The following is a 23,050-nucleotide window of genomic DNA, read 5'->3' as shown; positions in this document are numbered from 1 at the left end:
AGGACGCGCCTATTAGTTTGGGGCGTCCATACAGTTTTTTTTGCGTTTGCGAAAGGGGGGAACGCGCAAAAGCTGCGGCAAGGCTTTCGCCCCGCCGCATCACAGCGTGTCATCAAATTGTCTTAGGCGTCGCTGCCTGTCAATTCCTCGAAGGTCGAAAGTCCTTTTTTCAGAAGCATCGCATCCGGGCTCGGCAGCTTGCCGCGGAAGGCCTTATAGGCATCCTCTGGATCGACCGAGCCGCCGACGGAATAGATATTCTCCTTGAGCTTGCGCGCCATCTCGCCGTTGAAGGCGTCGCCCGTCTCCTCGAAGGCGGCGAAGGCGTCGGCGTCGAGCACCTCCGACCACATGTAGGAGTAATAGCCGGCCGAATACCCGCCGGAGAAGATGTGCTGGAAGTGCGGCGTTGCGTGGCGCATGACGATAGACTTCGGCATGCCGATCTCGGCCAGCACCTCCGCCTGCACCGCCATCGGGTCCTCGACGGTCGTTCTCGTGTGAAACGCCATATCGACCAACGCCGACGAGGTGAATTCCACGGTATTGAAACCGGCATTGAACGTTCGCGCGGCCAGCACCTTGTCGAGCAGGGCCTGCGGCATCGGCTCGCCGGTCTCGAAATGCACGGCATAGCGCTTCAGGATAGCGGGCACCGTCAGCCAGTGCTCATAAAGCTGCGACGGCAGCTCGACGAAATCGCGCGAAACACTGGTGCCGGAAACGGAAGGGTAGGTAACATTCGACAGCATGCCGTGCAGCGCGTGGCCGAATTCGTGGAACAGTGTGCGCGCGTCGTCGAGCGACAGCAGCGCCGGCTTGCCTTCCGCCGGCTTGGCGAAGTTGCAGACATTATAGATGATCGGCAATTCGCCGTGGCGGCCGTTCTTCAGCTCAAGCCGGTGCTGCGATTGCAATGAGCTCATCCAGGCGCCGGAACGTTTCGAGCTGCGGGCGAAATAATCGCCGAGGAACAGGGCGACCAGCCGGTCCTCGCGGTCCCTGATTTCGAACACCCTGACGTCAGGATGATAGGCGGCCACACCCTTCTTCTCGACGGCGCGGATGCCGAACAGCCGCCCGGCCACATCGAAGCAGGCCTCGATGATCTTCTCGAGCTGCAGATAGGGCTTGAGTTCGGCCTCGGAGAAATCGAACTTTTGCGTCCGGATCTTTTCGGCATAGTGGCGCCAGTCCCAGGGCATCACCTCATGGTTCCGGCCCTCGTCTGATATCAGCGCCGCGATATCGGCCTCCTCCTCGCCGGCGCGTTTCACCGCCCGCGCCCAGACGGCTTTGAGCAGGCCGTTCACCGCCTCCGCCGTCTTCGCCATCGTGTTGTCGAGCTTCAGCTCGGCGAAATTGCCGTAGCCGAGCAGCGTCGCCACCTGATGGCGCAGCGCCAGCGTTTCCTTGATGACGGCGCGGTTGTCCGTCTCCCCGTCATTTTCGCCGCGCGCCACCCACGCCTTGAAAGCCTGCTCGCGCAGATCGCGGCGCTCCGAAAAGGTGAGGAACGGCTCGATGATCGAGCGTGACAGCGTCACCGCATATTTGCCCTCTTCGCCGCGTTCGCGCGCGGCCGCCGCCATCGCGTCGCGAAGGAATTCCGGCAGCCCGGCGAGCTCGGCGCCGTCGGAAAGCAGCAGTGCCCAGGCCTTCTCGTCGGCCAGCACGTTCTGGCCGAATTGCGTCCCGAGGCCGGCAAGCTTTTCGTTGATCGCGGCGAGCTTCTCCTGCTCGGCCTTGTCAAGCTTGGCGCCCGACTTGACGAAGCCTTTCCAATGGCGTTCCAGCACGCGCGTCTGTTCGAGCGTCAGGCCAAGGCTCTCGCGTCTCTCCCAGAGCGTATCGATGCGGGCAAAAAGCGCAGCATTCATCCCGATCTTGGAATAGTGGCGCGACATTTTCGGCGAGATCTCCCGCTCCAGCGCCTGGATCACATCATTGGTATGGGCGCCCGCCTTGTTCCAGAACAACGCCGAAACGCGCGACAGTGCGTCGCCGGCAATCTCCAGCGCCACGACTGTATTGTCGAATGTCGGCGCATCGCCGTTTCCGGCGATCTCGTCGATCTCCCTTTCATGCGCAGCAAGGGCGGCTTCGAAGGCGGCGGCAAAGTCGCCGTCATCAACGGCATCGAAGCGCGGCAGGCCGTGAAGACCGTCCCAGCTTACCAGCGCCGGATTGAAATCATGTGGAGAAGGCATTGGAAAATTCCTTTTTGGCATGCAGGTGGATCGTCAATATAGGAGAGCAACCATGGAATTGGTATGTTGGCGGGGAAGACCTTTTGCCTCGTCCACCAAATCTGGCGAACGCCTGCCAAATCCGGTGGACAAAAGTTGACGCGTGACAATTAACCAATCGTTAACGATTGACGCGAATCACGCGCAAGCGCTAGTTTTCAGGTGTTCTTCTTGTAAGGGGACATGCGCCATGGAAATTTTTTCTGTGCGGTCTTCTCAGAGTTTGCTATTTAAAAACAATCCTAATAACGCAAAAAGTTCGAAGACCTCTGATATTCAAATCGAGACCAAAGCTCCGGCCCCGGCCTCGTTCCAGATCGAAGACAATGTTGACGAAGGGCCTGATTTTACCGCGGTCAGCCCTGGAGAGTTGCGCAACTACGCGCGCCAGAGTTTCGACAGCGGCCTGATCGATCAGAACACCTATGCCGCGATCTCCGAGCCGCTGCCGATGCATGCGATCGATCCGCTCGGCAACGTCATCGATCTCTCCAGCGTCACCGACGGCACCAGCTTCAATTTCCTCGATTATTACAAGAACCAGCTCCAGGTCGCCATGTCGATCGGTGATCCCAACGAGGTTCAGACGCTGAAATCGATCGTCAATTTCCTGGACGGCTGATCAGAGCATGATGCCTGTTCTAGAGCAATTCCAGGAAAAGTCCGAAGCGGTTTTCCGTCCGGAATTGCGTAAAAACAAAAGGATAGAGCGGTTCTGCGTTTCCGTTAAAAGCTGAACCGCTCTAGGTCAGGCCTTGCGCCAGCCGAGCAGGCCGGGTGTGGCATGCCAGAGCGCCTGGGCTGCAAATCCCATGAAGAGTACGCCGGAGCAGCGCACGATCAGCCGCTCATGGGCGCGGTAGAAGCGGCGGACCGCGCCTGCGCCGATGACGCCGATCAGGATGATATCGGCAGTCACGAAACCGACGAACGATACGCCGAGAAGCACCGGCAACGCCTCGAAATCGAGCGCGCCGGCCGAGCCTGCGACCAGCGCCGTGAAGGTCGCGAGCGCCACCGGATAACCCTTCGGATTGGTGACGCCGAAGATCAGACCGCGGCGAAACGGCCGCTCGACCACAACAAGCGCCTGCCCCTCCGCTTTCGGCTTGGCATTGATGGCGCTCCAGCCGATCCAGGCGAGGTAGAAACCGCAGGCAAGTCCGAGCAGGTCGAAGACGAAGGTTCCGATCGTCTTGGCCCCGACGATCGCGATCAGCGCCAGCGACGACCAGATGAGATCCCCGACCAGATGCCCCATCATGAAGAAGGCGCCGGCCTTCCGGCCCTGCCCGGCGCCGATGCCGAGCAGTTGCAGGAAAGCCGGTCCCGGAATGAGCACGTAGAAGAGCGCCGCCAGAAAGGCGCCGAAGAGCAAGGACTGCGTCATGGAAATGCTCCGGAGGATGATAACGGCAGACTAAGCGATCACAGCCATCCGTCAAGGGTGGTGCACCGCCGTGAAAAATGGATCAGGTAGCAAAGGCGACCAGAGGCGGCTTTCGACACGAAGCGGACATCTCATCGTTGAAGGATGCGGCTGCTTTGCGCCCTGCTCCCGCCGGAAAGGCCGGTGGAGTCACTTCCCAAGAGCAGAGTCCCGCGAGGCGAGTTTCCCGACCCGCGCTACTCGCCCAAGCTGGAAAGCAATTCGTCGAGCTGCTCCAACTGCTCCGGCAATGCGACCGCCGAGCCCTGTAGTGCCTCCTCTAGCGCCTCCTTGGACGGGTAGACTTCGTGGAAAATCAGCAGCGTCTTCCCGCCCTGGTCCTCGAAGGTCACGGTCGTGACCGCGCCCTCTTCGCCTTCGTCGTTGGTCCAGACGATGCGCTCGTTCGGCACCACCTCAAGATACTTGCCGTAGAAGGCCATGGTGTCCGCACCGCCGGCGCCGAATTCCAGCCGATATTTGCCGCCGGTACGGACGTCCATATCGCACGATACGAGCGAAACGCCGGATGCCGATTTTGGCACCCACCAGCGCTGGAACAGCTCGGGCTGGCTCCACGCCCTGTAAACCGTGCTCGGCGGCGCATTGAATGTCCGCGTTACGACGAGTTCGCGATCCCCTCTGCGCTCGACTGACGTGCGGTTCTGTGCACCACCTTCACCGTCAACTTGCTGATTCATCGCTTCCATCCTGTTTCATTTCGCTGATGATTTCGTCCAATGCTTCGAAGCGGGCCTCGAAGAGCTTGCGATGCGCCTCGATCCAATCGGCCTCCGCCTTGAGACCGCGTTTCCCAAGCTTGCAGGTTCTCACCCGTCCGACCTTCTGCGTGACGACGAGCCCCGCCCGCTCGAGGACCTGGATGTGCTTCTTCATGCCGGTCAGCGTCATCTGGAACTTATCCGCGAGACTGGTGATCGACTCGTCCGCTCGGCCAAGCTGATGGATGATCCCGCGGCGGGTCGCATCGGACAGCGCCGCAAACGAGCGATCGAGGCAATGACTTGGATACTGAACCATGTAGTTCAGTATATAACCTGCTCGCGCAGGAAGCGCAAGCCTCCCGAACTCTTCCCTGCCGTCGACCGGTCATTCGAGGTCATGCACCGCGGCGGCGGCAGCAATAATCGTCTGCTGCGGCTCGATACCGTTGAAGAAGGCTCTCATCCCGCGCGTCGTCGGATGAAAAACGGCCGGAGGCCTGCGCCTCTTCAGCGACGGGCAGGGGCGCTGGCCGGATCAGCTTAGCGAGTTTACGCAGGCTCTTCCGCTGACGCCGTGAGGGCACGTAGGTGTCGGTTTTTGCGATGTCGCGGGCCACGTCCCGGCGGCTTCGAGCGCATCAAGTTGAAACTCAAAGGGCTGAGCCCTGTCCAGTACAGAACTCAGCCCTTAAATCTAACCAGCCTTTAATCCGTCCAACTTATTGGGATCAGTTCAATGACGGCTGACTCTTATGCGGCTCGAAAATGAACCTTGATCAATTCATGAGATTGCGCTTGCCGAGCGTGCGCAGGCGCAGCGCATTGAGCTTGATGAAACCGGCAGCATCCTTCTGGTCGTAGGCACCCTGATCGTCCTCGAACGTGACAAGCTTGTCGGAATAGAGCGACTTTTCGCTCTCGCGGCCGATGACCATGACATTGCCCTTGTAGAGCTTCAGCGTCACTTCGCCTTCGACATGCTCCTGGCTCTTGTCGATCAGCGCCTGCAGCATTTCGCGCTCCGGCGAGAACCAGAAGCCGTAATAGATCAGCTCGGCGTAGCGCGGCATGATCTCGTCCTTGAGATGGGCAGCACCGCGGTCGAGCGTGATCGATTCGATGGCGCGATGCGCCGAGAGCAGGATCGTGCCACCTGGCGTTTCGTAGACGCCGCGGGACTTCATGCCAACGAAGCGGTTCTCGACGAGGTCGAGACGGCCGATGCCGTTGTCGCGGCCGTAATTGTTGAGCGTCGCGAGCAGCGTTGCCGGCGACATCTCGACACCGTTGATCGAGACCGCATCGCCCTTGCGGAATCCGACCTTGATGGTGGTCGCCTTGTCGGGCGCAGCCTCAGGCGAGATCGTGCGCATATGCACATATTCCGGCGCCTCCTGGGCGGGGTCCTCGAGAACCTTGCCCTCGGAAGAGGAATGCAGAAGGTTGGCGTCGACGGAGAACGGCGCTTCGCCCTTCTTGTCCTTGGCAACCGGGATCTGATGCTGTTCGGCAAAGGCCAGCAGGTCGGTGCGGCTCTTGAAGGCCCAGTCGCGCCACGGCGCGATGATCTTGATGTCGGGGTTCAGGGCATAGGCGGACAGTTCAAAACGAACCTGGTCGTTGCCCTTGCCGGTGGCGCCGTGGGCGATCGCATCCGCGCCCGTCTTGCGGGCGATGTCGATCAGATGCTTGGAAATCAAAGGACGGGCGATCGAGGTGCCGAGCAGATAGACGCCCTCATAGACGGCATTGGCGCGGAACATCGGGAAGACGAAATCGCGCACGAATTCCTCGCGCACGTCCTCGATGTAGATCTCCTTGATGCCGAGCATCTCGGCCTTCTTGCGCGCCGGCTCCAGCTCTTCGCCCTGGCCGAGATCGGCGGTGAAGGTGACGACTTCGGCGCCGAGTTCCGTCTGCAGCCACTTCAGGATGATCGAGGTGTCGAGGCCGCCGGAATAGGCGAGCACGACTTTCTTCACGTCTTTGTATGATGCCATGATGATGAGGTCCGTTGCATAATAGGCCGGCGAAAACCCGGTGTCGCGGCACTTTTAGCGAGATTGGCGCGTGACGCAAGGCCAAGTGCGACAGCGACCGTGCCGATACCGTTTGACAGCGCGAAAGCGGAGCCCATATTCGCCAGCGTCCGCAAATGCTCGAGGAGAGGCTGCCCCGTGACGAATATTCAAGACATTTTCAAGAAGTCCAATGTTGCCGTCATCACCGGCGGCGCTTCCGGCATCGGCCTTGCCGCGGCGAAATATTTCGCCGCACGCGGCATGAGCGTCGCCATCGCCGATCTCGGCGGCGACCGGCTGGCCGCGGCCGCCGACGAACTCAAGGCCATTGCCGGCGAGGAAAATGTGATGGCGGTCGAGACCGACGTCGCCGTCAAGGAATCCCTGGAAGCGCTCGAACGCGCCGTGCTCCAGCGTTTCGGCCGTGTGCACGTGCTGATGAACAATGCCGGCATCGGCCCGGAAACCTCAATCTTCAGCCCGCAGGCGAACTGGGACCATATCTTCGCCGTCAACCTGATGGGCGTGATCAACGGTACGCGCACCTTCGGCCCGAAGATGCTGTCGCATGGCGAGCCCGGCCTCATCATCAACACCGGCTCCAAGCAGGGCATCACCACGCCGCCCGGCAACCCCGCCTACAATATCTCCAAGGCGGGTGTGAAGGTCTTCACCGAAGCCTTGCAGCATGAGCTTCGCAATACCGAAGGCGGAAAGATCTCCGCCCATCTTCTGATCCCCGGCTTCGTCTTCACCGGCCTCACCAAGGGCGACCGCGCGGAAAAACCGGCCGCCGCCTGGACACCAGAGCAGACGGTCGATTTCATGGTCGAAAGCCTCGAACGCGGTGATTTCTATATTCTCTGCCCCGACAATGACGTGGCGCGTCCGGTCGACGAACGCCGGATGGCCTGGGCCGCCGGCGACATCATCGAGAACCGTCCGCCGCTGTCGCGCTGGCACAAGGACTACGCCGACAAATACAAAGCCTTCCTCGAACAGAAGTGATCGGCGCCATCATCAGGTTTGATTGGTAATTTTCCGAAAGCCGGGTAAGAGATCGTCAGGTCTTTCCCGGCTTTCAGAGAGTGCCATGGATTTCCTGCCCAGCCTACCGACCCTTCTCGCCTTTGCCGCCGCGACGCTGCTGCTCGCGGCGACCCCAGGCCCCGACATGACGCTGTCGATCAGCCGTGCGCTCGCCCAGGGCAAGAAGGCAGCCCTCTTCGTCGTCGTCGGCACCAGCCTCGGCATCGTCGTCCACACCATGCTGGTCGCTTTCGGCATTTCGGCGCTGATCACCGCCTCGCCGACCGCTTTCCTGATCCTGAAGACCGGCGGCGCCGCCTATCTGTTCTGGCTGGCGGTGCAGGCGATCCGCTTCGGCTCCAAGCTTACGGTCGCCAAGGTCGAGGAGCAGAAGGGCACGGCACTTTCCAACATCTCGTCGGGCTTCTGGGTCAATCTCCTGAACCCCAAGGTCATCATCTTCTTCATGACCTTCCTGCCGCAATTCGTCAGCGCCGGCGATCCGGCCGTCACGCACAAGCTGCTTTTCCTCGGGCTTTGCTTCATCCTGATCGGCATGCCGGTCAATGCCAGCGTGGTCTTTGCCGCCGACTGGCTGGCCTCATGGCTGCAGAGCAACAAGAAAGTGCTGCGTGGCATGGACTATACCTTCGCGGGCGTCTTCTCGATCTTCGCCGCGAAGATCCTGCTCACCCAGGCGAAATAATCAGCGGTCGGGTACCGAACCGCCGCTGTCGCCTCAGCCGATCAGCAGCGCATCGTCATCCAACGTCTGGCCGCGCATCTTGCGGAACATGGCGATCAGGTCCTCGACCTGCAGGTTCTTCCTGTTGTCGCCCGCGACATCGAGAACGATCTCGCCGCCATGCAGCATGATCGTGCGGTGGCCGTAATCCAGCGCCTGGCGCATGGAATGCGTCACCATCATCGTCGTCAGCTTGCGTTCGGCGACGATCTTCTGCGTGAGGTTCATCACGAACTCAGCCATGCCGGGGTCGAGTGCCGCCGTATGTTCGTCGAGCAGCAGCACTTCCGATCCCGCAAGCGTCGCCATGACGAGCGAAACGGCCTGCCGTTGGCCACCGGAGAGAAGATCCATGCGGTCCTTCAGCCGGTTCTCCAGCCCAAGATTGAGCTCGGCGATCCGTTCCTTGAAATAGTCGCGCCTGTTTCCGCCGAGCGCCGATGCCAGCCCGCGCTTCTCGCCGCGCCGGGCAGCCAGAGCAAGGTTCTCCTCGATCGACAATGCGCCGCAGCTTCCCGTCAGCGGATCCTGGAAGACACGCGCCACAAGGCCGGCGCGCGCCGCCGTCGACTTGCGCGTCACGTCGCTCTTGCCGATCAGCACCTGCCCTTCGCTCGGAATGACGTCGCCGGCGAGCACGCCGAGCAGCGTCGATTTGCCGGCGCCGTTCGAACCGATGACGGTGACGAAGGAGCCTTGCTCGATGGTCAGGCTGACGCCGTTCAGCGCCTGTTTCTGCAGCGGCGTGCCGCGTCCGAAAACGACTTTGATGTCCTTGACGCTGATCACGATGCGGCACCTCCGCGAAGACGGGGAAGGATGAGCGCCACGGTCACCAGCACGGCGGTCACGAAATTGAGATCGGACGCCTGCAGACCGATGACGTCGCTGGAAAGCGCCAACTGAATCGCGATGCGATAGAGGATCGAACCGAGCACGCAGCCGACGAGCGCGATCAGCAACCCGCGCCGCCCAAGCAGCGTCTCGCCGATGATGACGGCGGCGAGACCGACGACGATCGTGCCGACGCCCGAGGTGACGTCGGCAAAGCCGTTCGTCTGGGCAAACAGCGCGCCGCCGAGCGCCACCAGCGCATTGGAGATCGCCATGCCGAGATAGATCTGCCGGCTGGTATCGACGCCCTGGGCGCGGGCCATCCGCGCATTGGCGCCGGTCGCCCGCATGGCAAGCCCGGCATCGCTTTCCAGGAAACGCCAGACCAGGATAAGAGCGACGACGACCAGAACCCCGACAAAGAGCGGCCGCACGTAGAAATCGCGAAGGCCATGGCCGAAAAACGGGCTGATCATCGTATCGGCATTGATGAGCGCGACATTGGGTTTGCCCATCACCCTCAGATTGACGGAAAACAGCGCGATCATCGTCAGGATCGAGGCCAGCAGGTTGAGGATCTTGAAGCGCACATTGAGCAGCGCCGTCACCATGCCCGCCGCGGCCCCGGCCGCCATGGCGATCAGCGCCGCAAGCCAGGCATTGACGCCGGCAATGATCAGCACGGCCGTCACCGCCGCGCCAAGCGGAAAGGAGCCATCGACCGTCAGGTCGGGAAAGTCGAGAACGCGAAAGGCGAGATAGACGCCGAGAGCGACGAAAGAATAGACCAGGCCGAGCTCGACGGCCCCCCAGAATGCGATTTGGCTCAAGGCTTTCAGCCCCTTTTGATTTCTGTTTCGCCCGTCGCGAAACCGCAGCTTTTTAATACGAAGAGCCGCCCCCGTGCAAACAGGAGCGGCTGTATCCAACTAAACGTTGAAGGGACGGCCGATTATTCAATGACCTTGTTGGCGCGGGAAAGCACGCTCTCAGGCAGGGTGACGCCCATCTTCTGAGCCGCGGCCTTGTTGACGACGAGATCACTGCCGGCAGCCGTCTTGACGGCGATATCGCCAGGGTTTTCGCCCTTCAGCACGCGCACGACGATCTCGCCGGTCTGCTTGCCGACATCGTAATAGTTGAAGCCGAGGGCAGCGATCGAGCCGCGCGAAACCGAATCCGTATCGGCGGTGAAGAGCGGCAGCTTGCTCTCTTCGGCCACCGCGACGGCGCCTTCGAGCGCGGAGATGATGGTGTTGTCGGTCGGAATATAGATCGCATCGGCGCGGCCGACGAGGGCGCGCGCCGCACCCTGAACCTCGGCCGACTTGGTGGCGGCTGATTCCACCACCTTCAGGCCGGCCTTTTCGGCCTCGGCCTGCAGGACGGCGAGCAGCGAAACGGAATTCGCCTCGCCGGAATTGTAGAGATAGCCGATGGTTTTCACATCAGGCAGGATTTCCTTGATCAGCGCCAGATGCTCGGCGACCGGCGACATGTCGGAAAGACCGGTGACATTGCCGCCGGGCTTGTCCATGTTCTTGACGAGCTGGGCGCCAAGCGGATCGGAGACAGCCGTGAAGACGACGGGAATGTCACGCGTCGAAGAGACGACCGCCTGGGCCGAGGGCGTCGAAATCGGAACGATGACATTGGGCTCGTCGCCGGCAAACTGGCGGGCGATCTGCGCTGCCGTCGCCGGATTGCCCTGCGCCGATTCGAACACGAATTTCAGGTTCTCGCCCTCTTTATAACCCGCGGCCGTCAGCGCATCGAGAACGCCCTTGCGCGCTGCATCCAGCGCCGGATGTTCGACGATCGCCGTCACGGCGACGGTCACGTCATCAGCCTTTGCGGGCAGGGAAAGCGCCAAACTGGCGGCGAGAGCGAGCAGAACCGAACGCATGGGTATCCTCCTGAATGATTTTGGCGGCACTATTAGGAAAAGCGCATGCTTAAATCAATGCAGGAGAATTGTAGCGAGGATCAAACTTGCTGATCAGTCGTCGGCGCCGTGATTGGCGATCATCATCGCTTCGAACGCCAGGCGTTCGGTCTTGCGCATGCGTTCGGATTCCGATTTCAGCTGGCCGCAGGCGGCAAGAATGTCGCGGCCGCGCGGCGTGCGGATCGGCGAAGCATAACCTGCCGAGTTGATGAAATCGGCGAATTTCTCGATCTGCTCCCAGTCCGAACACTGGTAGTTGGTGCCGGGCCAGGGATTGAACGGGATGAGGTTGATCTTTGCCGGCACGCCCTTCAAGAGCTTGATCAGCCCCTTGGCGTCTTCCAGGCTATCGTTGACGTCCTTCAGCATCACATATTCGAAGGTGATGCGCCGTGCGTTCGAAAGACCGGGATAGGCCCGGCAGGCTTCGATCAGTTCCTTCAGCGGGTACTTCTTGTTGATCGGCACCAGAATGTCGCGCAGGTCGTCGCGCACCGCATGCAGCGAGATTGCCAGCATGACGCCGATTTCTTCGCCGGTGCGGAAGATCTCCGGCACGACGCCGGAGGTGGACAACGTCACCCGGCGCCTGGACAGCGACAGGCCGTCGCCATCCGTGGCGATCAGCAATGCCTGCTTGACGGCATCGAAGTTATAGAGCGGCTCGCCCATGCCCATCATGACGATGTTGCTGACCTTGCGGCCCTCGGCAGGCATGATCGTACCCTGCGGCGCTTCACGATCCGGGAAGTCTCCAAGCCGGTCGCGGGCAAGCAGCAGCTGGGAAAGAATTTCCTCCGCCGTCAGGTTGCGCACCAGACGCTGCGTGCCGGTATGACAGAAGGAACAGGTGAGCGTGCAGCCGACCTGGCTGGAGATACAGAGCGTGCCGCGGCCCTCTTCCGGAATGTAGACGGCCTCGATCTCGACGGGACGTCCGGCGCCGCGGGCGGGAAAGCGCAGCAGCCATTTGCGCGTGCCGTCGTTGGAGACCTGCTCCTCGACGATCTCGGGACGTGCGATGGTGAAATGCTGCTTCAGCATCTCGCGCATGTCCTTGGCGACATTGGTCATATGGTCGAAATCGGAGACGCCGCGCACATAGATCCAGTTCCAGAGCTGCGAGACGCGCATCTTGATCTGCTTCTCGGCCACCCCTTTTTCCCGCAGTGCCGCCGCCATCTCTTCGCGCGATATGCCGATCAACGACGGCTTCTCGAGGCTGGCGGACGTGCGCGCCTGCGGCTTGGTCACATCTATCGCATCCATGACGGACATAGGCATTCATCCCGAATTCGAACACGTAACCGCCCCGCAAGCCCTGCGAACTTCAGGGCAAAGCCGGAAGACTGGCGGGTGCATGACGGCACATTGGCAGAAATTGAATGGCGGAACGGCGACTGAAATCGCGATCTGTCCGCTGTTGCGCGGCCTTTAGCATCATTTTGCCCGCGCGTCACTATCAAGCATGTCGCGCAAAACTGTGCAGCGGTTTTGCGACGACGACATGCTGAAATCAAAGACCTAAAGCGCGGCAGGCAGATCTGAAAGATCGCCGCGCTTTGGATGGAAACGACGAAGGCCGGCGCAAGGCCGGCCCTGGAAGCTCTGCGAACAAAAAAACGCTTATTTGCAGGTTTCGATCTGCTTCAGCGCAGCCGAGATACCCGAGAGCGAATAGCTGTAGGAGGTGCCGGTGCCCTTGCGCGAAACGGCATTCACCGTCATCGAATGACCCGTTTTCATCGCCGCGACGAGGGCTGGCTCCTGGGCAGCATTCTCGACCCAGCCGGCCTTGTCCTTGGTGAACATCACGAAGGTCTTGTTGTCGATGACCACGTTGATCTTTGAATTTTCCTTCACCGTATAGCCCATCATGGCCTGCGGCTCATAGGAGATGTTCTGGCCGGGGCGCTGCGAGACGATGAAGAAATTGTCACCGTGATCGACGCTTGCCGGCTGCTTTGCCGTCGGAACGGACAACACGTAGCACACGGTGCTCTTGCCCGACTTGTAGGAATAGGCGCCCCATGCCTGGAACTGCTGGATGCGGTTCGGCGCGGCCTGCTGCGCTTCCGCAACTCCGGCCATGGTCAGGGTGAGTGCGAGAGCGGATACGATACTTTTTACAAACATGGATTCCTGCCGGTTCTTGCGATTCAAGGCCCGAAGCGATCATAGCGGGCGCCGCATAATCACGATCTGCTTTATTTTGACTTAATTCAGGTTACCAAATGGTCAACAATAGCTGCGATTTGTATCTGCCTGTGTCATTTCAGCTCGAGTGTCAATTTTCGCACCTTTGACGGTATAGGCCGCGACATCGTGCCCCGATGGCACTGGCCGTCCGTTCGGGTGAATTTAAGACACAAAGATTCAGGCAAGAGTTTGACCTTTCCCAAATCCGTTGTACCTCATTAAGACTTGGAAATCCGGGACGAAATTATTGCCGCAGGGGGCTTGTGAGGAGACATGGATGCCGAGGAAAGACAGCGTTTCGCTGCCCTCGCCAAGGCCGTCGCGGACGATCGCGACCAGCAGGCCTTTTCCATCCTGTTCGACTATTTCGCACCCCGCCTGAAGGCCTGGCTGATGCGCCAGAAGATGACACCCGGCGAGGCCGAGGAACTGGTCCAGGAGATCATGATCGTGCTCTGGCACAAGGCGGATCTCTATGATGCCACGCGATCTTCGCTCTCAACCTGGCTTTTCCGCATTGCCCGCAACCGCCGCATCGACATGCAACGCCGCGCCAATACCCGCATCTTCGACGAGACCGACCCGGCCCTGCAGCCGCCCGCCGATATCGGCGCGGAGGAAATTATCGCCAATGACGATCGCGACGCCAGGATACGCGCCGCCGTCGGGCAGTTGCCGGAGGAACAGCGCGACATGCTGCGCGCCGCCTTCTTCCTCGGCCAATCGCATTCGGAGATCGCCGAATCAACCGGGCTGCCGCTCGGTACGGTGAAGTCGCGCATCCGGCTTGCCTTTGGCAAGCTCCGCAAGGTGCTGGAACGCGAAATCGCCTGACTCTTTAATTTAGAACGGGATTCAGATCGTCTTCATCGCTTCTTCCGGCCGGTCGGCAAGAACGCGGTCGGCCGCTTCGTAATGGCCCGGCCTTATATGGCCACGCACCATAGCGAAGGCGGCCGAAAGCACGGCGATGTCGTCGGAAAAGCCGATGACGGCGAAAACATCCGGGATCATGTCGATCGGCATGACAAAATAGGCGAGCGCCGCGAGCAGCACGCCGCGCACCTTCGTCGGCGTCTGCGGATCGAGCGCGCAATAGAAACCGGCAACCACATCGCGCGAGAACGGGATCTGCCGCACGGCCCGCCGGAAGGTCGGCCAGAATTTCTGCCTTACGGTCTTCTCGCGCCGGCTCTGGGTGTCCTCGTCGCCCGGCAACAGGATTTCCCCGAATTTAACCTCGTCCATCCCTGCATCCCTTTCGTCCAAGCGAACATATGGTGATGGCGGACCGGCTTTCAATCGGCCCCGCTGTCAAACGATACGGCGCGCCGCAGCCTTCTCCATGGCTTTGGCGAGCTTGAAATCCAGCTCCGTCAGTCCGCCGGCATCATGTGTGTTCAGCGTCACCTCCACCCTAGAATAGACGTTGAACCATTCGGGATGATGATTGAGCTTCTCGGCCGCAAGTGCTGCCTCCGTCATGAACCCGAAAGCCTCGATGAAATTTGCGAACTTGTACGTCTTCGAGATCGAAGAACCCGCATCATTGAGCGCCCAGCCTGCAAGTCCAGCCAGTTGCGCCTCGGCCGCCGTCCGTTCCAGTCTTTCCATTTTCATGCCATGGTCCTCTTCTCTGTCCGACAGGTTTACCGATGAAACGCATCAGCATCCTCTTCGTTTGCATGGGCAATATATGCCGTTCTCCGCTCGCGGAAGGAATTTTTGGCCATCTCGTCGCCGAAGCGGGTTTGACCGGCGATTTTACCATCGATTCCGCCGGCACCGGCGGCTGGCATGAAGGCGAGCCACCCGACCGGCGTTCGATCGCCGCTGCGAAAAACCACGGCATCGACATATCGGGGCAACGCGCCCGCCGCATCCAATCGAGGGATTTCAGGGATTTCGATCTGATCCTCGCCATGGACCGCGACAATGTGGCGGCGCTCGAAAAAAGCGCGCCGCATGGGGCGAATATCCGCCTTTTCGGGGATGCCGCGCTCGGAACCGGAGAGGATATCCCCGATCCCTATTATGGCGGCCCGGGCGGCTTCGAGCTGGTCTACACCAGGCTCTTGGCCGGCTGCAGCAGCCTGCTCGATACGCTGGGCGTCGAACGGGCCTCATGCAGCGGGAACACTTCCTCGGTGAGGTAGGGCCCGCCGCCGACCGATTCGCGCGACGAAAGCAGCACGAAGCGCGGCGCGGTGAAAGTTGCGGTGTGGAAGTTGCCGCGTCCCGCCAGATATTGCACGACATCGTCGAGCCGCGAGGATTTGAGCCGCGCCAGCGTCACATGCGGCATGAACTTGCGGGGATCGGGCGGCAGGCCGATGCGCTGGCAGATGCGCTCGATCTCGCCCTGCAGGGCATACATTTCAGGCGATTGCGAAACGCCGGCCCAGACCGAATGCGGTTTCTTCGAGCCGAAGGAACCGATTCCTTCGAGCCGGAACTGGAATTCCGGCCGATCGATCCGGTCGAGGCGTTCAACGATTTCATCGGCCGTGCGGCCGTCGACATCACCGATGAAACGCAGGGTGATGTGGTAATTCTCCACATCGATCCATCGTGCTCCGGGGAGGCCACCGCGCAGCAATGAAAGGCTCATCGCCGCATTGCGCGGAATTTCGAGGGCGGTAAACAGTCTCGGCATCACGAGCACTCCCCGAATCTTTTGCAGGTGCTCACACGGAATCACGCAATCAACAACCGCGCAAGCCCCTATTTCTTCACAGAAGAAATCGTTTCGACGAAATTTGTGACAGCAGGCTCCATCTTTTCGACCATGACGTCGATGCCTTTCGCATTTGGATGCATGCCGTCTTCAAGCTTCAGCCCGGCTTCCAGCGCGACGCCGTCGAGGAAGAAGGCATAGAGCGGAAGCCCATGTTTTTCCGAAAGTTTCTGGTAGATCGGGTTGAATCGTGCGGCATAGTCCGCCCCCATGTTCGGCGGCGCCATCATGCCGGCGAGCAGCACGGCAATCCCGCGCTCCTTTAGCCGGATAATCATCTGATCGAGATTCTTCTCGCTCTCCTCGGGTGGGATGCCGCGCAGCGCATCATTGGCGCCGAGCTCCAGAATGACGCCGTCGGTGCCGTCGGGCACCGACCAGTCGATGCGCGCAAGACCCGCTGCCGTCGTATCGCCGGAGACCCCGGCATTGGCGACGGTGACCTCGAGCCCCTTCGCCTTCAGGGCTGCCTGCAGCTTTTCCGGAAAGCCGTCGCCGGCCGGCAGTTGATAGCCCGCCATCAAACTGTCCCCAAAACCGACCAGATTGATCGTCCGGGCATTGGCTGTAGCGGCAAAGATCAGCGAGACGGCAATGACGGTGAATTGAAGGGCGGCAACTTTAAATCTCATTCTGGCTTCCCTAGATTGGCGAAGTGCCGTTATGCGGCCATTCTGTTGGGGATTTATATAGGGCGATTTCTGTTGGCAAAAACCATTATCGAGTTGAAGAGCGCCGATCTGACCCTTGGCAGCGCAGCCGCCTCCGTCCACGTGCTGAAGGGCATCGATCTCGATGTCGCGGCCGGCGAATCCGTCGGCATCGTCGGCCCTTCCGGCTCCGGCAAATCGACCCTGCTGATGGTGCTTGCCGGGCTGGAGAAACTCGACAGCGGCGAGATCAATATCAATGACACGCCGCTCCATAGCCTCAGCGAGGATGAGGTCGCCGATTTCCGCGGCCGCAACATCGGCATCGTCTTCCAGTCCTTCCACCTGATCGCCAACATGACGGCGCTGGAAAACGTCGCCGTGCCGCTCGAGCTCGCCAATGTCCGCAACGCCTTCGAGATCGCCCATCGCGAGCTGAAATCGGTCGGCCTCGGTGAACGGCTGAACCACTATCCCGGCCAACTTTCCGGCGGCGAGCAGCAGCGCGTGGCGATCGCCAGGGCGCTCGCCCCCTCGCCCGCCCTGCTGATCGCCGACGAACCCACAGGCAATCTCGACACCGAGACCGGCCGCCAGATCGCCGACCTTCTGTTCTCCAAGCAGGCCGAACGCGGCATGACCCTGCTTCTCGTCACCCACGACGTCGCCCTGGCAAACCGCTGCTCACGCCAGATCCGCGTCCGCTCCGGCAGGATCGAGGGCGACAGCACCGCCCGCCACAGCGAGGCGGCGATCGCATGAGAATGATCACCCCGCGCGTCTCGCTTGCTTTTCGCCTGGCGCTCCGCGAGTTGCGCGGCGGCATTCGCGGCTTCTACATTTTTCTTGCCTGCATTGCGCTCGGCACCGGCGCAATTGCCGCCGTCAATTCCGTCTCGCAGTCGATCACCGACACGATCGCCTCGCAGGGGCAGGAACTGCTGGCCGGCGACGTCCGCTTCGAACTCAACAACCGCGAAGCCACGCCTCAGGAGTTGGGCTTCCTCGAAAGCCTCGGCACGGTTTCGGTTTCAACGGGCCTGCGCTCGATGGCCCGCAAGCCTGACGGCTCCGATCAGGCGCTGGTCGAGGTCAAGGCCGTCGACGACGGCTACCCGCTCTACGGCAGATTCGTGGCCGAACCGGACTATCCGCTTGCAGCGCTGCTTTCGGGCCAAGGCGGCACCTATGGTGCGGTGGCAGCGCCCCTGCTTCTCGATCGTCTCGGGCTTGCCGTCGGCGACGAACTGCTGCTCGGCAACGTCAAGCTCAGCATCACCGGCACGGTGAAAACCGAGCCGGATGCGCTGTCGGAAGGCTTCGGTTTCGCGCCGCGCCTGCTGGTCAGCCGCCAGGCGCTCCAGGCCTCCGGGCTGATCCAGACGGGAAGCCTGGTCGAACATGCCTACAAGATCCGGCTGGAAGACAATGGCGCGATGTCGGGCATCCAGGCGCGCGCCTCCAAGGAATTCCCTTCCGCCGGCTGGGCGGTCCGCACCAGCGATCGCGCAGCGCCCTCGCTCACCGAAAACATTACCCGCTTCTCGCAGTTCCTGACGCTGGTCGGTCTCACCGCGCTGATCGTCGGCGGCGTCGGCGTGGCCAATGCCGTGCGCGCCTTCCTCGATGCCAAGCGCACGACCATCGCCACCTTCAAATGTCTCGGCGCCCCGGCCCAGGTCGTCGTCCTGATCTATCTTTTCCAGATCGCCATTATCGCCCTCGGCGGCATCCTCATCGGCCTCGTCATCGGCGCGTTGTCGCCGATCTTCGCCGCGCAGTTCCTGGCGCAATTCCTGCCGGTCTCCACGACGCCGACCCTCTATCCCGGCGCCCTGCTGCTCGCCACGCTCTTCGGTATCCTGACGACGCTGGCCTTCGCCATCCTGCCGCTCGGCCATGCCCGCGAAGTGCCGGCGACCGCCCTCTTCCGCGAGCAGGGCTTCGAGGCCCGCCGCCTGCCCTCCTGGCCCTATATCCTACTTGCCACGCTCTTCATGGCCGCCCTTGCCGGCCTTGCCATCCTGACCGCCTATGACCGTTTCATCGCCGTCGTCTTCGTCGGTGCGATCGTCTTCGCCTTCGTCGTCCTGCGCCTCGTCGCAGCAGCGATCGCCTGGCTCGCGCGCCGCAGCCCGCGCGTCAATTCACCGGCCTTGCGGCTGGCGATCGGCAATATCCACCGCCCCGGCGCACTGACGCCCTCGGTCGTGCTGTCGCTCGGCCTCGGACTGGCATTGCTGGTGACGCTGACCCTGATCGACGGCAACCTGCGCCAGCAGCTGACCGGCCGCATGAACGAGGGCGCACCGAACTTTTTCTTCGTCGATATCCAGAGCGCCGAGGTCGGCGCATTCCGCGATCTCGTCCAGGCGCAGGCGCCTCAGGGAAAGCTCGTCGAAGTGCCGATGTTGCGCGGCCGGATCGTCGCCTTCAACGGCGAGGACGTCAGCAAACTGACCGTGCCGGCGGCCGGTCGCTGGGTGCTGAACGGCGATCGCGGCATCACCTATGCCGAGACCCTGCCGGAGAACGCCGCCCTCACCGAAGGCAGCTGGTGGGACAAGGATTACGGCGGCCAGCCGCTCGTTTCCTTCTCCTCGGAAGAGGCGCATGAGCTCGGCCTGAAGATCGGCGATACCGTCACCGTCAACGTGCTCGGCCGCAACATCACGGCGAAGATCGCCAATCTGCGCCGCGTCGAGTGGGAATCGCTGTCGATCAATTTCGTCATGGTCTTCTCGCCGAACACATTTCGCGGCGCTCCGCATGCCTGGCTGGCGACGCTGACCGATCCCTCGTCGACGCCCGCCGAAGATGCGGCAATCCTAAAATCCGTCACCAACACCTATCCGACGATCACCAGCGTGCGGGTCAAGGACGCGATCGATATCGTCAACCAGCTGGTCGCGCAGCTGGCGACCGCGATCCGCGCCGCCGCCTCTGTCGCCCTCATCGCCTCGATCCTCGTCCTTGCCGGGGCGCTTGCTGCCGGAAACCGGGCGCGCACCCACGACGCGGTGGTGCTGAAGACGCTCGGCGCCACGCGCGCCATGCTGATCCGCGCCTTCAGCTACGAATATCTGATCCTTGGGCTTGCGACCGCGATCTTCGCGCTGATCGCCGGCAGCGTCGCCGCCTGGTTCATCGTCGCCCGCATCATGCGTCTGCCGTCGACCTTTCTGCCCGACGTGGCGGGGCTGACGCTTGTGACCGCGCTCGTCCTGACCGTCGGCATCGGCCTGATCGGCACCTGGCGCATCCTTGGGCAAAAGGCGGCCCCCGTTTTGCGCGAGCTTTGACCGGGCAGCGGCACTCAAACCCTTCACCTTACGGCGATTTAACCGGCCGAGCCTTTGCAAGCCTCTTGTTTGCAATGGGCGAAAGCCTCATATTATCCGCAGGCATGCTGGAGCTCCGCAGCGGCGCCCGGGTCGAAAACCCCGACACCGTATTTCCATCGGAGCTTGTAAGAGGAAACTATGGCTGATCTTCGTAACTATCAAAGCCGCGCTCAGACCGGCGAGATGATTGATCAAGGCCTGCGCGCTTATATGCTCAAGGTCTACAACCTGATGGCGCTGGGTCTGGCGATCACCGGTGTGGCCGCATATCTGTCGTTCCAATTCGCCTTCGCCAATGGCGAGCTGACCGCTTTCGGTCAGGCGATCTATGTGAGCCCGCTGAAGTGGGTGGTCATTCTGGCGCCGCTGGCTCTGGTGTTCTTCCTGAGCTTCCGGATTCATACCATGACGGTGGCCGCCGCCCAGACGACCTTTGCAGTCTACGCCGCGCTCGTCGGCCTGTCGCTCTCGTCGATCTTCCTGATCTACACCGGCCAGAGCGTCGTTCAGACCTTCTTCGTCACCGCCGCCTCCTTCGGCGCGCTGTCGCTTTACGGCTACACGACGAAGCGTGACCTGTCGGCGATGGGCTCGTTCCTGATCATGGGTCTGTTCGGCCTAATCATCGCTTCGCTGGTTAACATCTTCCTGGCTTCGTCGGCTGTGCAGTTCGCGATCTCCGTTCTCGGTGTTCTGATCTTCGCAGGCCTCACCGCCTACGATACGCAGCGGATCAAGGAACTGTACCTGGAAGCCGATGACGTTGCCGTGGCCGGCCGCAAGGCGATCATGGGTGCGCTGACGCTCTATCTCGACTTCATCAACCTCTTCATGTTCCTGCTGCAGTTCATGGGCAACCGTAAATAAGCAGGGCAGACTGAGTTCGAAAAGGCGGCTTCGGCCGCCTTTTTTGTTGCGCAGGCTTTCGCGGAGTGGTCTTAGGAAACCTTACTTTTCCCGATGGATGCCGCCGAATGTCATTCCGCCTGCGCGATGCCTCCCAAGCCGATATCCCCGCCATTGCCGATATCTATCGCGAATCCGTCCTCAACGGCGTCGCGAGCTACGAGATCGTGCCGCCTTCCGAGGCCGAGATGGCGCTGCGCTTTTCGACGATCATCAGCCAGCAATATCCCTACATCGCGGCCATCGGCACGGACGGAACCCTGCTCGGCTACGCCTATGCTTCCGCCTTTCGCACGCGTTCGGCCTATCGCTGGATGGTCGAGGACTCGATCTATCTCGTGCCTGAGGCCCGCGGCCGGGGCATCGGCAAGGCGTTGCTTGCCGAGCTGATCGAGCGCTGCACCGGCCTCGGCTTTCGGCAGATGACGGCCGTCATCGGCGGCGCCAGCCCCGCCTCGATCGCGCTTCACAGGAAGGCCGGCTTCGAGGAGGTCGGTCTGATGCGGGGCACCGGCTACAAGCACGGCCGCTGGCTGGATACGATGTTGATGCAGCGTGGCCTCGGCGAGGGGATGACGACCGATCCGGATCCGTCCGCCTATCCCGGCACGCTGTTTACCGGTTGATGCGGCTTATTTGTCGACCAGCTTCAGGGCCTTGTCGAACACCTTCAGCACCTGGTTCAGCTCGTGACCGCGCTTCAGGATCGTGCCGTGGACGTTGATGACGGAATAGGCGCCCTGCTTGGCGGCGAGCTTCGGGTTTTTCTCGATGCGGAAGAGCGGCATTTCGCCGGAACGCTTGAAGACGGAAAAGACCGCCCTGTCCTTCAGGTGATCAATGGCGTAGTCGCGCCATTCACCGTCACCGACCATGCGGCCGTAGATCCAGAGGATCGCGTCCAGTTCGCGCCGGTGGAAGGTCACCGGAAGCGGGTCCTTGCTTTGCTTGTATTCCCTGAGATCGACGACGACTGAGGAACTATTGTCGACGGAGCGGCTTTCGCCGTGTCGCAAATCCGGCTGATCTGTCATCAGTCTCCCAAGGCCTCCGCATGTGACAGGAGAGTGACAGTTTGCCCGAGCCGCCGCAAATTGCAAGAGCGCCAGCCGTCACATTCGGCCGCACCACAGCGCCGCGCGTCTCTCGCGCAAAGACGCTGCAGCACTTTGAATCTGCGCATCATGCCTTCTAAAAGTTGGGTCCGAATTCGGAAAGCATGATGTCCTGGATAGGCTCACGCTTTCTCCGCAGCGCCGCATTTCAGTCAAAACAGCGCCTCATTTGCAGGAGATTTATGAATTCCAGTTTGGCGCCAGCGCGCCAAAGGGCCCGGCGGAGCGTATCGACCTTAACCCCAGCCCCGAATACGCTCGGCCGGGCCGCCCCAGCACTTCATCCACTACCGGATGAAATCTCAGATATTTTTGCCAGCCATGACAACGGTCGCGCCGAGGATCGCAGCCGGATCGCCGTCTGCGGTCGCCGATTGCAGCAGGATCGCGCAGCCCTCGAGCTGCGGCCGCTGCAACACGCTGGCCGGCAGCGTCAGACTGGTTGCCTTGCCGTCCCACATGCCGATGGTTTCGACATTGGTGACGCTGTGCAGGTAGGAAAGCTTCCGGCCGCTGTTCTCGCCCTTTTCGACGTCGATGGTCTTTTCCTTGTCGAAATAGACCATCACGACATTGGCCTTGCCCTGTCCCGCACCGATCTTGATCTCCAGCTCGTCGCCGCGCATCGCGGCGTTGATCGGAACGGTCAGCCCGTTGCCTTCGCTGCTGTAGGTGTCGATCTTGCTGTTGATGCCGTTGAGATCGGCGCCGGCCAGATGGCCGCGTCCGTTGACGATCGCCTGCGGCGTGTAGACGTTGCTGCGGCCCATCGTTCTGGCATAGCCATATTGCCGTTCGGTGTTTTCCTTGGAGCTCAGCGTATCGGCCCAGCCGAGATAATTCCAGTAATCGACATGATAGGCGAGCGCGATGACATCGCCCTGATTCACCAGCGTGCGGAAAGCCGCATCAGCCGGAGGACAGGAGGAGCAGCCCTGCGCCGTGAAGAGTTCAACGACACCTTTCGGCGTGCCGTCTTCGGCCTGCAGCGGGCCTGACAGAACAACGCCAGCGATCAGCGGAATCAAAAAACGGGGGGACATTCACCTGCACCTCTTTTTCAGCGCCGACAGCGTGTTGGAACCGCAGGCCCTGACATATGAACGTACGAATAATCCT

25 protein-coding genes and 1 pseudogene are annotated in these 23,050 nt (G+C 61.3%); 10 read left to right on the top strand and 16 right to left on the bottom strand.

The annotated features are described in order from the left end of the window. Positions 1-122 precede the first annotated feature (122 nt). Positions 123-2,210 (bottom strand): M3 family metallopeptidase, encoded by a 2,088-nt coding sequence (locus tag FHT75_RS25300; protein WP_047615622.1) that lies wholly within the window; start codon positions 2,208-2,210, stop codon positions 123-125. Between the two features lie 229 nt (positions 2,211-2,439). On the opposite strand from FHT75_RS25300, the gene FHT75_RS25295 reads away from it, so the two are divergent. Next, positions 2,440-2,871 (top strand): hypothetical protein, encoded by a 432-nt coding sequence (locus tag FHT75_RS25295; protein ID WP_028757796.1) that lies wholly within the window; start codon positions 2,440-2,442, stop codon positions 2,869-2,871. Positions 2,872-2,997: 126 nt separating this feature from the next. Here the strand turns inward: FHT75_RS25295 and FHT75_RS25290 are convergent, their stop codons facing one another. The 3 genes from FHT75_RS25290 to FHT75_RS25280 all read right to left on the bottom strand — a co-directional run bounded on the left by FHT75_RS25290 (position 2,998) and on the right by FHT75_RS25280 (position 4,719). Further along, entirely contained in the window at positions 2,998-3,639 is a 642-nt protein-coding gene (locus FHT75_RS25290) for a LysE family translocator (RefSeq protein ID WP_028756608.1), read from the bottom strand. Between the two features lie 236 nt (positions 3,640-3,875). Beyond that, positions 3,876-4,379, bottom strand: a complete 504-nt coding sequence (locus FHT75_RS25285; protein WP_028756607.1) for an SRPBCC family protein — start codon at positions 4,377-4,379, stop codon at positions 3,876-3,878. Continuing rightward, positions 4,363-4,719 carry an ArsR/SmtB family transcription factor gene (locus FHT75_RS25280; RefSeq protein ID WP_063473810.1) on the bottom strand — a complete coding sequence of 119 codons (357 nt, stop codon included), beginning with the start codon at positions 4,717-4,719 and terminating at the stop codon, positions 4,363-4,365. Before FHT75_RS25280 ends, FHT75_RS25285 begins: the two co-directional genes overlap by 17 nt. Positions 4,720-5,034: 315 nt before the next feature. Here FHT75_RS25280 and FHT75_RS36515 point away from each other — a divergent pair. After that, positions 5,035-5,112 (top strand): annotated as a pseudogene (locus FHT75_RS36515) (IS3 family transposase); the annotation flags it as partial. Between the two features lie 67 nt (positions 5,113-5,179). Here the strand turns inward: FHT75_RS36515 and FHT75_RS25275 are convergent. Continuing rightward, a complete protein-coding gene (locus FHT75_RS25275) occupies positions 5,180-6,403 on the bottom strand; it encodes an argininosuccinate synthase (protein ID WP_063473811.1) in 1,224 nt (407 codons plus the stop codon). 177 nt (positions 6,404-6,580) lie between these two features. On the opposite strand from FHT75_RS25275, the gene FHT75_RS25270 reads away from it, so the two are divergent. Beyond that, positions 6,581-7,432 carry an SDR family NAD(P)-dependent oxidoreductase gene (locus FHT75_RS25270; protein ID WP_028756604.1) on the top strand — a complete coding sequence of 284 codons (852 nt, stop codon included), beginning with the start codon at positions 6,581-6,583 and terminating at the stop codon, positions 7,430-7,432. An 85-nt stretch (positions 7,433-7,517) separates the two neighbouring features. Continuing rightward, positions 7,518-8,159, top strand: a complete 642-nt coding sequence (locus tag FHT75_RS25265; RefSeq protein WP_028756603.1) for a LysE family translocator — start codon at positions 7,518-7,520, stop codon at positions 8,157-8,159. Positions 8,160-8,192: 33 nt separating this feature from the next. Here the strand turns inward: FHT75_RS25265 and FHT75_RS25260 are convergent, their stop codons facing one another. The 5 genes from FHT75_RS25260 to FHT75_RS25240 all read right to left on the bottom strand — a co-directional run bounded on the left by FHT75_RS25260 (position 8,193) and on the right by FHT75_RS25240 (position 13,116). Beyond that, complete coding sequence (locus tag FHT75_RS25260) at positions 8,193-8,987, bottom strand: ABC transporter ATP-binding protein (RefSeq protein WP_028756602.1); 795 nt, start codon at positions 8,985-8,987, stop codon at positions 8,193-8,195. Continuing rightward, complete coding sequence (locus FHT75_RS25255) at positions 8,984-9,862, bottom strand: ABC transporter permease (RefSeq protein ID WP_028756601.1); 879 nt, start codon at positions 9,860-9,862, stop codon at positions 8,984-8,986. The genes FHT75_RS25260 and FHT75_RS25255 overlap by 4 nt, the downstream gene beginning before the upstream one ends. Before the next feature lie 122 nt (positions 9,863-9,984). Beyond that, positions 9,985-10,938, bottom strand: a complete 954-nt coding sequence (locus tag FHT75_RS25250) for an ABC transporter substrate-binding protein (protein WP_028756600.1) — start codon at positions 10,936-10,938, stop codon at positions 9,985-9,987. A 93-nt stretch (positions 10,939-11,031) separates the two neighbouring features. Beyond that, positions 11,032-12,258, bottom strand: coding sequence for a 23S rRNA (adenine(2503)-C(2))-methyltransferase RlmN (gene rlmN / locus FHT75_RS25245; RefSeq protein WP_028756599.1), 1,227 nt, complete (start codon positions 12,256-12,258; stop codon positions 11,032-11,034). 348 nt (positions 12,259-12,606) lie between these two features. Further along, positions 12,607-13,116: an invasion associated locus B family protein gene (locus tag FHT75_RS25240; protein WP_028756598.1), complete on the bottom strand. Its 510-nt coding sequence runs from the start codon at positions 13,114-13,116 to the stop codon at positions 12,607-12,609. A 336-nt stretch (positions 13,117-13,452) separates the two neighbouring features. On the opposite strand from FHT75_RS25240, the gene FHT75_RS25235 reads away from it, so the two are divergent. After that, the gene (locus FHT75_RS25235) at positions 13,453-14,013 is read left to right on the top strand and encodes a sigma-70 family RNA polymerase sigma factor (RefSeq protein ID WP_028756597.1); all 561 of its coding nucleotides are present in this window, start codon (positions 13,453-13,455) and stop codon (positions 14,011-14,013) included. Between the two features lie 21 nt (positions 14,014-14,034). Here FHT75_RS25235 and FHT75_RS25230 read toward each other — a convergent pair whose 3' ends face one another. Together FHT75_RS25230 and FHT75_RS25225 are read right to left on the bottom strand one after the other, a co-directional pair. Continuing rightward, positions 14,035-14,427 carry a YkvA family protein gene (locus FHT75_RS25230; protein WP_018072065.1) on the bottom strand — a complete coding sequence of 131 codons (393 nt, stop codon included), beginning with the start codon at positions 14,425-14,427 and terminating at the stop codon, positions 14,035-14,037. 66 nt (positions 14,428-14,493) lie between these two features. Further along, positions 14,494-14,799 carry a 4a-hydroxytetrahydrobiopterin dehydratase gene (locus tag FHT75_RS25225; protein WP_028756595.1) on the bottom strand — a complete coding sequence of 102 codons (306 nt, stop codon included), beginning with the start codon at positions 14,797-14,799 and terminating at the stop codon, positions 14,494-14,496. Positions 14,800-14,834: 35 nt separating this feature from the next. On the opposite strand from FHT75_RS25225, the gene FHT75_RS25220 reads away from it, so the two are divergent. Next, positions 14,835-15,335 carry a low molecular weight protein-tyrosine-phosphatase gene (locus tag FHT75_RS25220; protein WP_080759901.1) on the top strand — a complete coding sequence of 167 codons (501 nt, stop codon included), beginning with the start codon at positions 14,835-14,837 and terminating at the stop codon, positions 15,333-15,335. Here the strand turns inward: FHT75_RS25220 and thpR are convergent. Together thpR and FHT75_RS25210 are read right to left on the bottom strand one after the other, a co-directional pair. Then, complete coding sequence (gene thpR, locus FHT75_RS25215; protein WP_028756593.1) at positions 15,242-15,835, bottom strand: RNA 2',3'-cyclic phosphodiesterase; 594 nt, start codon at positions 15,833-15,835, stop codon at positions 15,242-15,244. The genes FHT75_RS25220 and thpR overlap by 94 nt on opposite strands. A gap of 68 nt (positions 15,836-15,903) precedes the next feature. Further along, positions 15,904-16,548 carry an arylesterase gene (locus FHT75_RS25210; protein ID WP_063473813.1) on the bottom strand — a complete coding sequence of 215 codons (645 nt, stop codon included), beginning with the start codon at positions 16,546-16,548 and terminating at the stop codon, positions 15,904-15,906. Between the two features lie 72 nt (positions 16,549-16,620). Here FHT75_RS25210 and FHT75_RS25205 point away from each other — a divergent pair, with 72 nt between their 5' ends. From FHT75_RS25205 to FHT75_RS25190, 4 genes are all read left to right on the top strand, one after another. Beyond that, the gene (locus tag FHT75_RS25205; RefSeq protein WP_028756591.1) at positions 16,621-17,328 is read left to right on the top strand and encodes an ABC transporter ATP-binding protein; all 708 of its coding nucleotides are present in this window, start codon (positions 16,621-16,623) and stop codon (positions 17,326-17,328) included. Further along, positions 17,325-19,868 (top strand): ABC transporter permease, encoded by a 2,544-nt coding sequence (locus tag FHT75_RS25200; protein ID WP_063473814.1) that lies wholly within the window; start codon positions 17,325-17,327, stop codon positions 19,866-19,868. Before FHT75_RS25205 ends, FHT75_RS25200 begins: the two co-directional genes overlap by 4 nt. Positions 19,869-20,048: 180 nt before the next feature. Next, the gene (locus tag FHT75_RS25195) at positions 20,049-20,777 is read left to right on the top strand and encodes a Bax inhibitor-1/YccA family protein (RefSeq protein WP_028758043.1); all 729 of its coding nucleotides are present in this window, start codon (positions 20,049-20,051) and stop codon (positions 20,775-20,777) included. A 107-nt stretch (positions 20,778-20,884) separates the two neighbouring features. Beyond that, positions 20,885-21,442: a GNAT family N-acetyltransferase gene (locus FHT75_RS25190; RefSeq protein ID WP_183845235.1), complete on the top strand. Its 558-nt coding sequence runs from the start codon at positions 20,885-20,887 to the stop codon at positions 21,440-21,442. A gap of 6 nt (positions 21,443-21,448) precedes the next feature. On the opposite strand, the gene FHT75_RS25185 is transcribed toward FHT75_RS25190, so the two are convergent. Then, positions 21,449-21,850 (bottom strand): DUF2794 domain-containing protein, encoded by a 402-nt coding sequence (locus FHT75_RS25185; RefSeq protein ID WP_003582910.1) that lies wholly within the window; start codon positions 21,848-21,850, stop codon positions 21,449-21,451. A 383-nt stretch (positions 21,851-22,233) separates the two neighbouring features. After that, positions 22,234-22,974, bottom strand: coding sequence for a DUF1223 domain-containing protein (locus FHT75_RS25180; protein ID WP_028756587.1), 741 nt, complete (start codon positions 22,972-22,974; stop codon positions 22,234-22,236). Between the last annotated feature and the right edge of the window lie 76 nt (positions 22,975-23,050).

Origin of the sequence: Rhizobium sp. BK112 (assembly GCF_014193215.1) — a bacterium.
Taxonomy (GTDB): Bacteria; Pseudomonadota; Alphaproteobacteria; order Rhizobiales; family Rhizobiaceae; genus Rhizobium; species Rhizobium anhuiense.
The sequence above is the reverse complement of the archived record's forward strand: the minus strand, read 5'-3'. Positions and strand labels throughout refer to the sequence as shown.

Coding starts and splice junctions, on each gene's coding strand:
- FHT75_RS25300 (WP_047615622.1), bottom strand. CDS start 2,210: ATGCCTTCTCCACATGATTTCAATCCGGCGCTGGTAAGCTGGGACGGT.
- FHT75_RS25295 (WP_028757796.1), top strand. CDS start 2,440: ATGGAAATTTTTTCTGTGCGGTCTTCTCAGAGTTTGCTATTTAAAAAC.
- FHT75_RS25290 (WP_028756608.1), bottom strand. CDS start 3,639: ATGACGCAGTCCTTGCTCTTCGGCGCCTTTCTGGCGGCGCTCTTCTAC.
- FHT75_RS25285 (WP_028756607.1), bottom strand. CDS start 4,379: ATGAATCAGCAAGTTGACGGTGAAGGTGGTGCACAGAACCGCACGTCA.
- FHT75_RS25280 (WP_063473810.1), bottom strand. CDS start 4,719: ATGGTTCAGTATCCAAGTCATTGCCTCGATCGCTCGTTTGCGGCGCTG.
- FHT75_RS25275 (WP_063473811.1), bottom strand. CDS start 6,403: ATGGCATCATACAAAGACGTGAAGAAAGTCGTGCTCGCCTATTCCGGC.
- FHT75_RS25265 (WP_028756603.1), top strand. CDS start 7,518: ATGGATTTCCTGCCCAGCCTACCGACCCTTCTCGCCTTTGCCGCCGCG.
- FHT75_RS25250 (WP_028756600.1), bottom strand. CDS start 10,938: ATGCGTTCGGTTCTGCTCGCTCTCGCCGCCAGTTTGGCGCTTTCCCTG.
- rlmN (WP_028756599.1), bottom strand. CDS start 12,258: ATGTCCGTCATGGATGCGATAGATGTGACCAAGCCGCAGGCGCGCACG.
- FHT75_RS25240 (WP_028756598.1), bottom strand. CDS start 13,116: ATGTTTGTAAAAAGTATCGTATCCGCTCTCGCACTCACCCTGACCATG.
- FHT75_RS25235 (WP_028756597.1), top strand. CDS start 13,453: ATGGATGCCGAGGAAAGACAGCGTTTCGCTGCCCTCGCCAAGGCCGTC.
- FHT75_RS25230 (WP_018072065.1), bottom strand. CDS start 14,427: ATGGACGAGGTTAAATTCGGGGAAATCCTGTTGCCGGGCGACGAGGAC.
- FHT75_RS25225 (WP_028756595.1), bottom strand. CDS start 14,799: ATGAAAATGGAAAGACTGGAACGGACGGCGGCCGAGGCGCAACTGGCT.
- FHT75_RS25220 (WP_080759901.1), top strand. CDS start 14,835: ATGAAACGCATCAGCATCCTCTTCGTTTGCATGGGCAATATATGCCGT.
- thpR (WP_028756593.1), bottom strand. CDS start 15,835: ATGCCGAGACTGTTTACCGCCCTCGAAATTCCGCGCAATGCGGCGATG.
- FHT75_RS25210 (WP_063473813.1), bottom strand. CDS start 16,548: ATGAGATTTAAAGTTGCCGCCCTTCAATTCACCGTCATTGCCGTCTCG.
- FHT75_RS25200 (WP_063473814.1), top strand. CDS start 17,325: ATGAGAATGATCACCCCGCGCGTCTCGCTTGCTTTTCGCCTGGCGCTC.
- FHT75_RS25195 (WP_028758043.1), top strand. CDS start 20,049: ATGGCTGATCTTCGTAACTATCAAAGCCGCGCTCAGACCGGCGAGATG.
- FHT75_RS25190 (WP_183845235.1), top strand. CDS start 20,885: ATGTCATTCCGCCTGCGCGATGCCTCCCAAGCCGATATCCCCGCCATT.
- FHT75_RS25185 (WP_003582910.1), bottom strand. CDS start 21,850: ATGACAGATCAGCCGGATTTGCGACACGGCGAAAGCCGCTCCGTCGAC.
- FHT75_RS25180 (WP_028756587.1), bottom strand. CDS start 22,974: ATGTCCCCCCGTTTTTTGATTCCGCTGATCGCTGGCGTTGTTCTGTCA.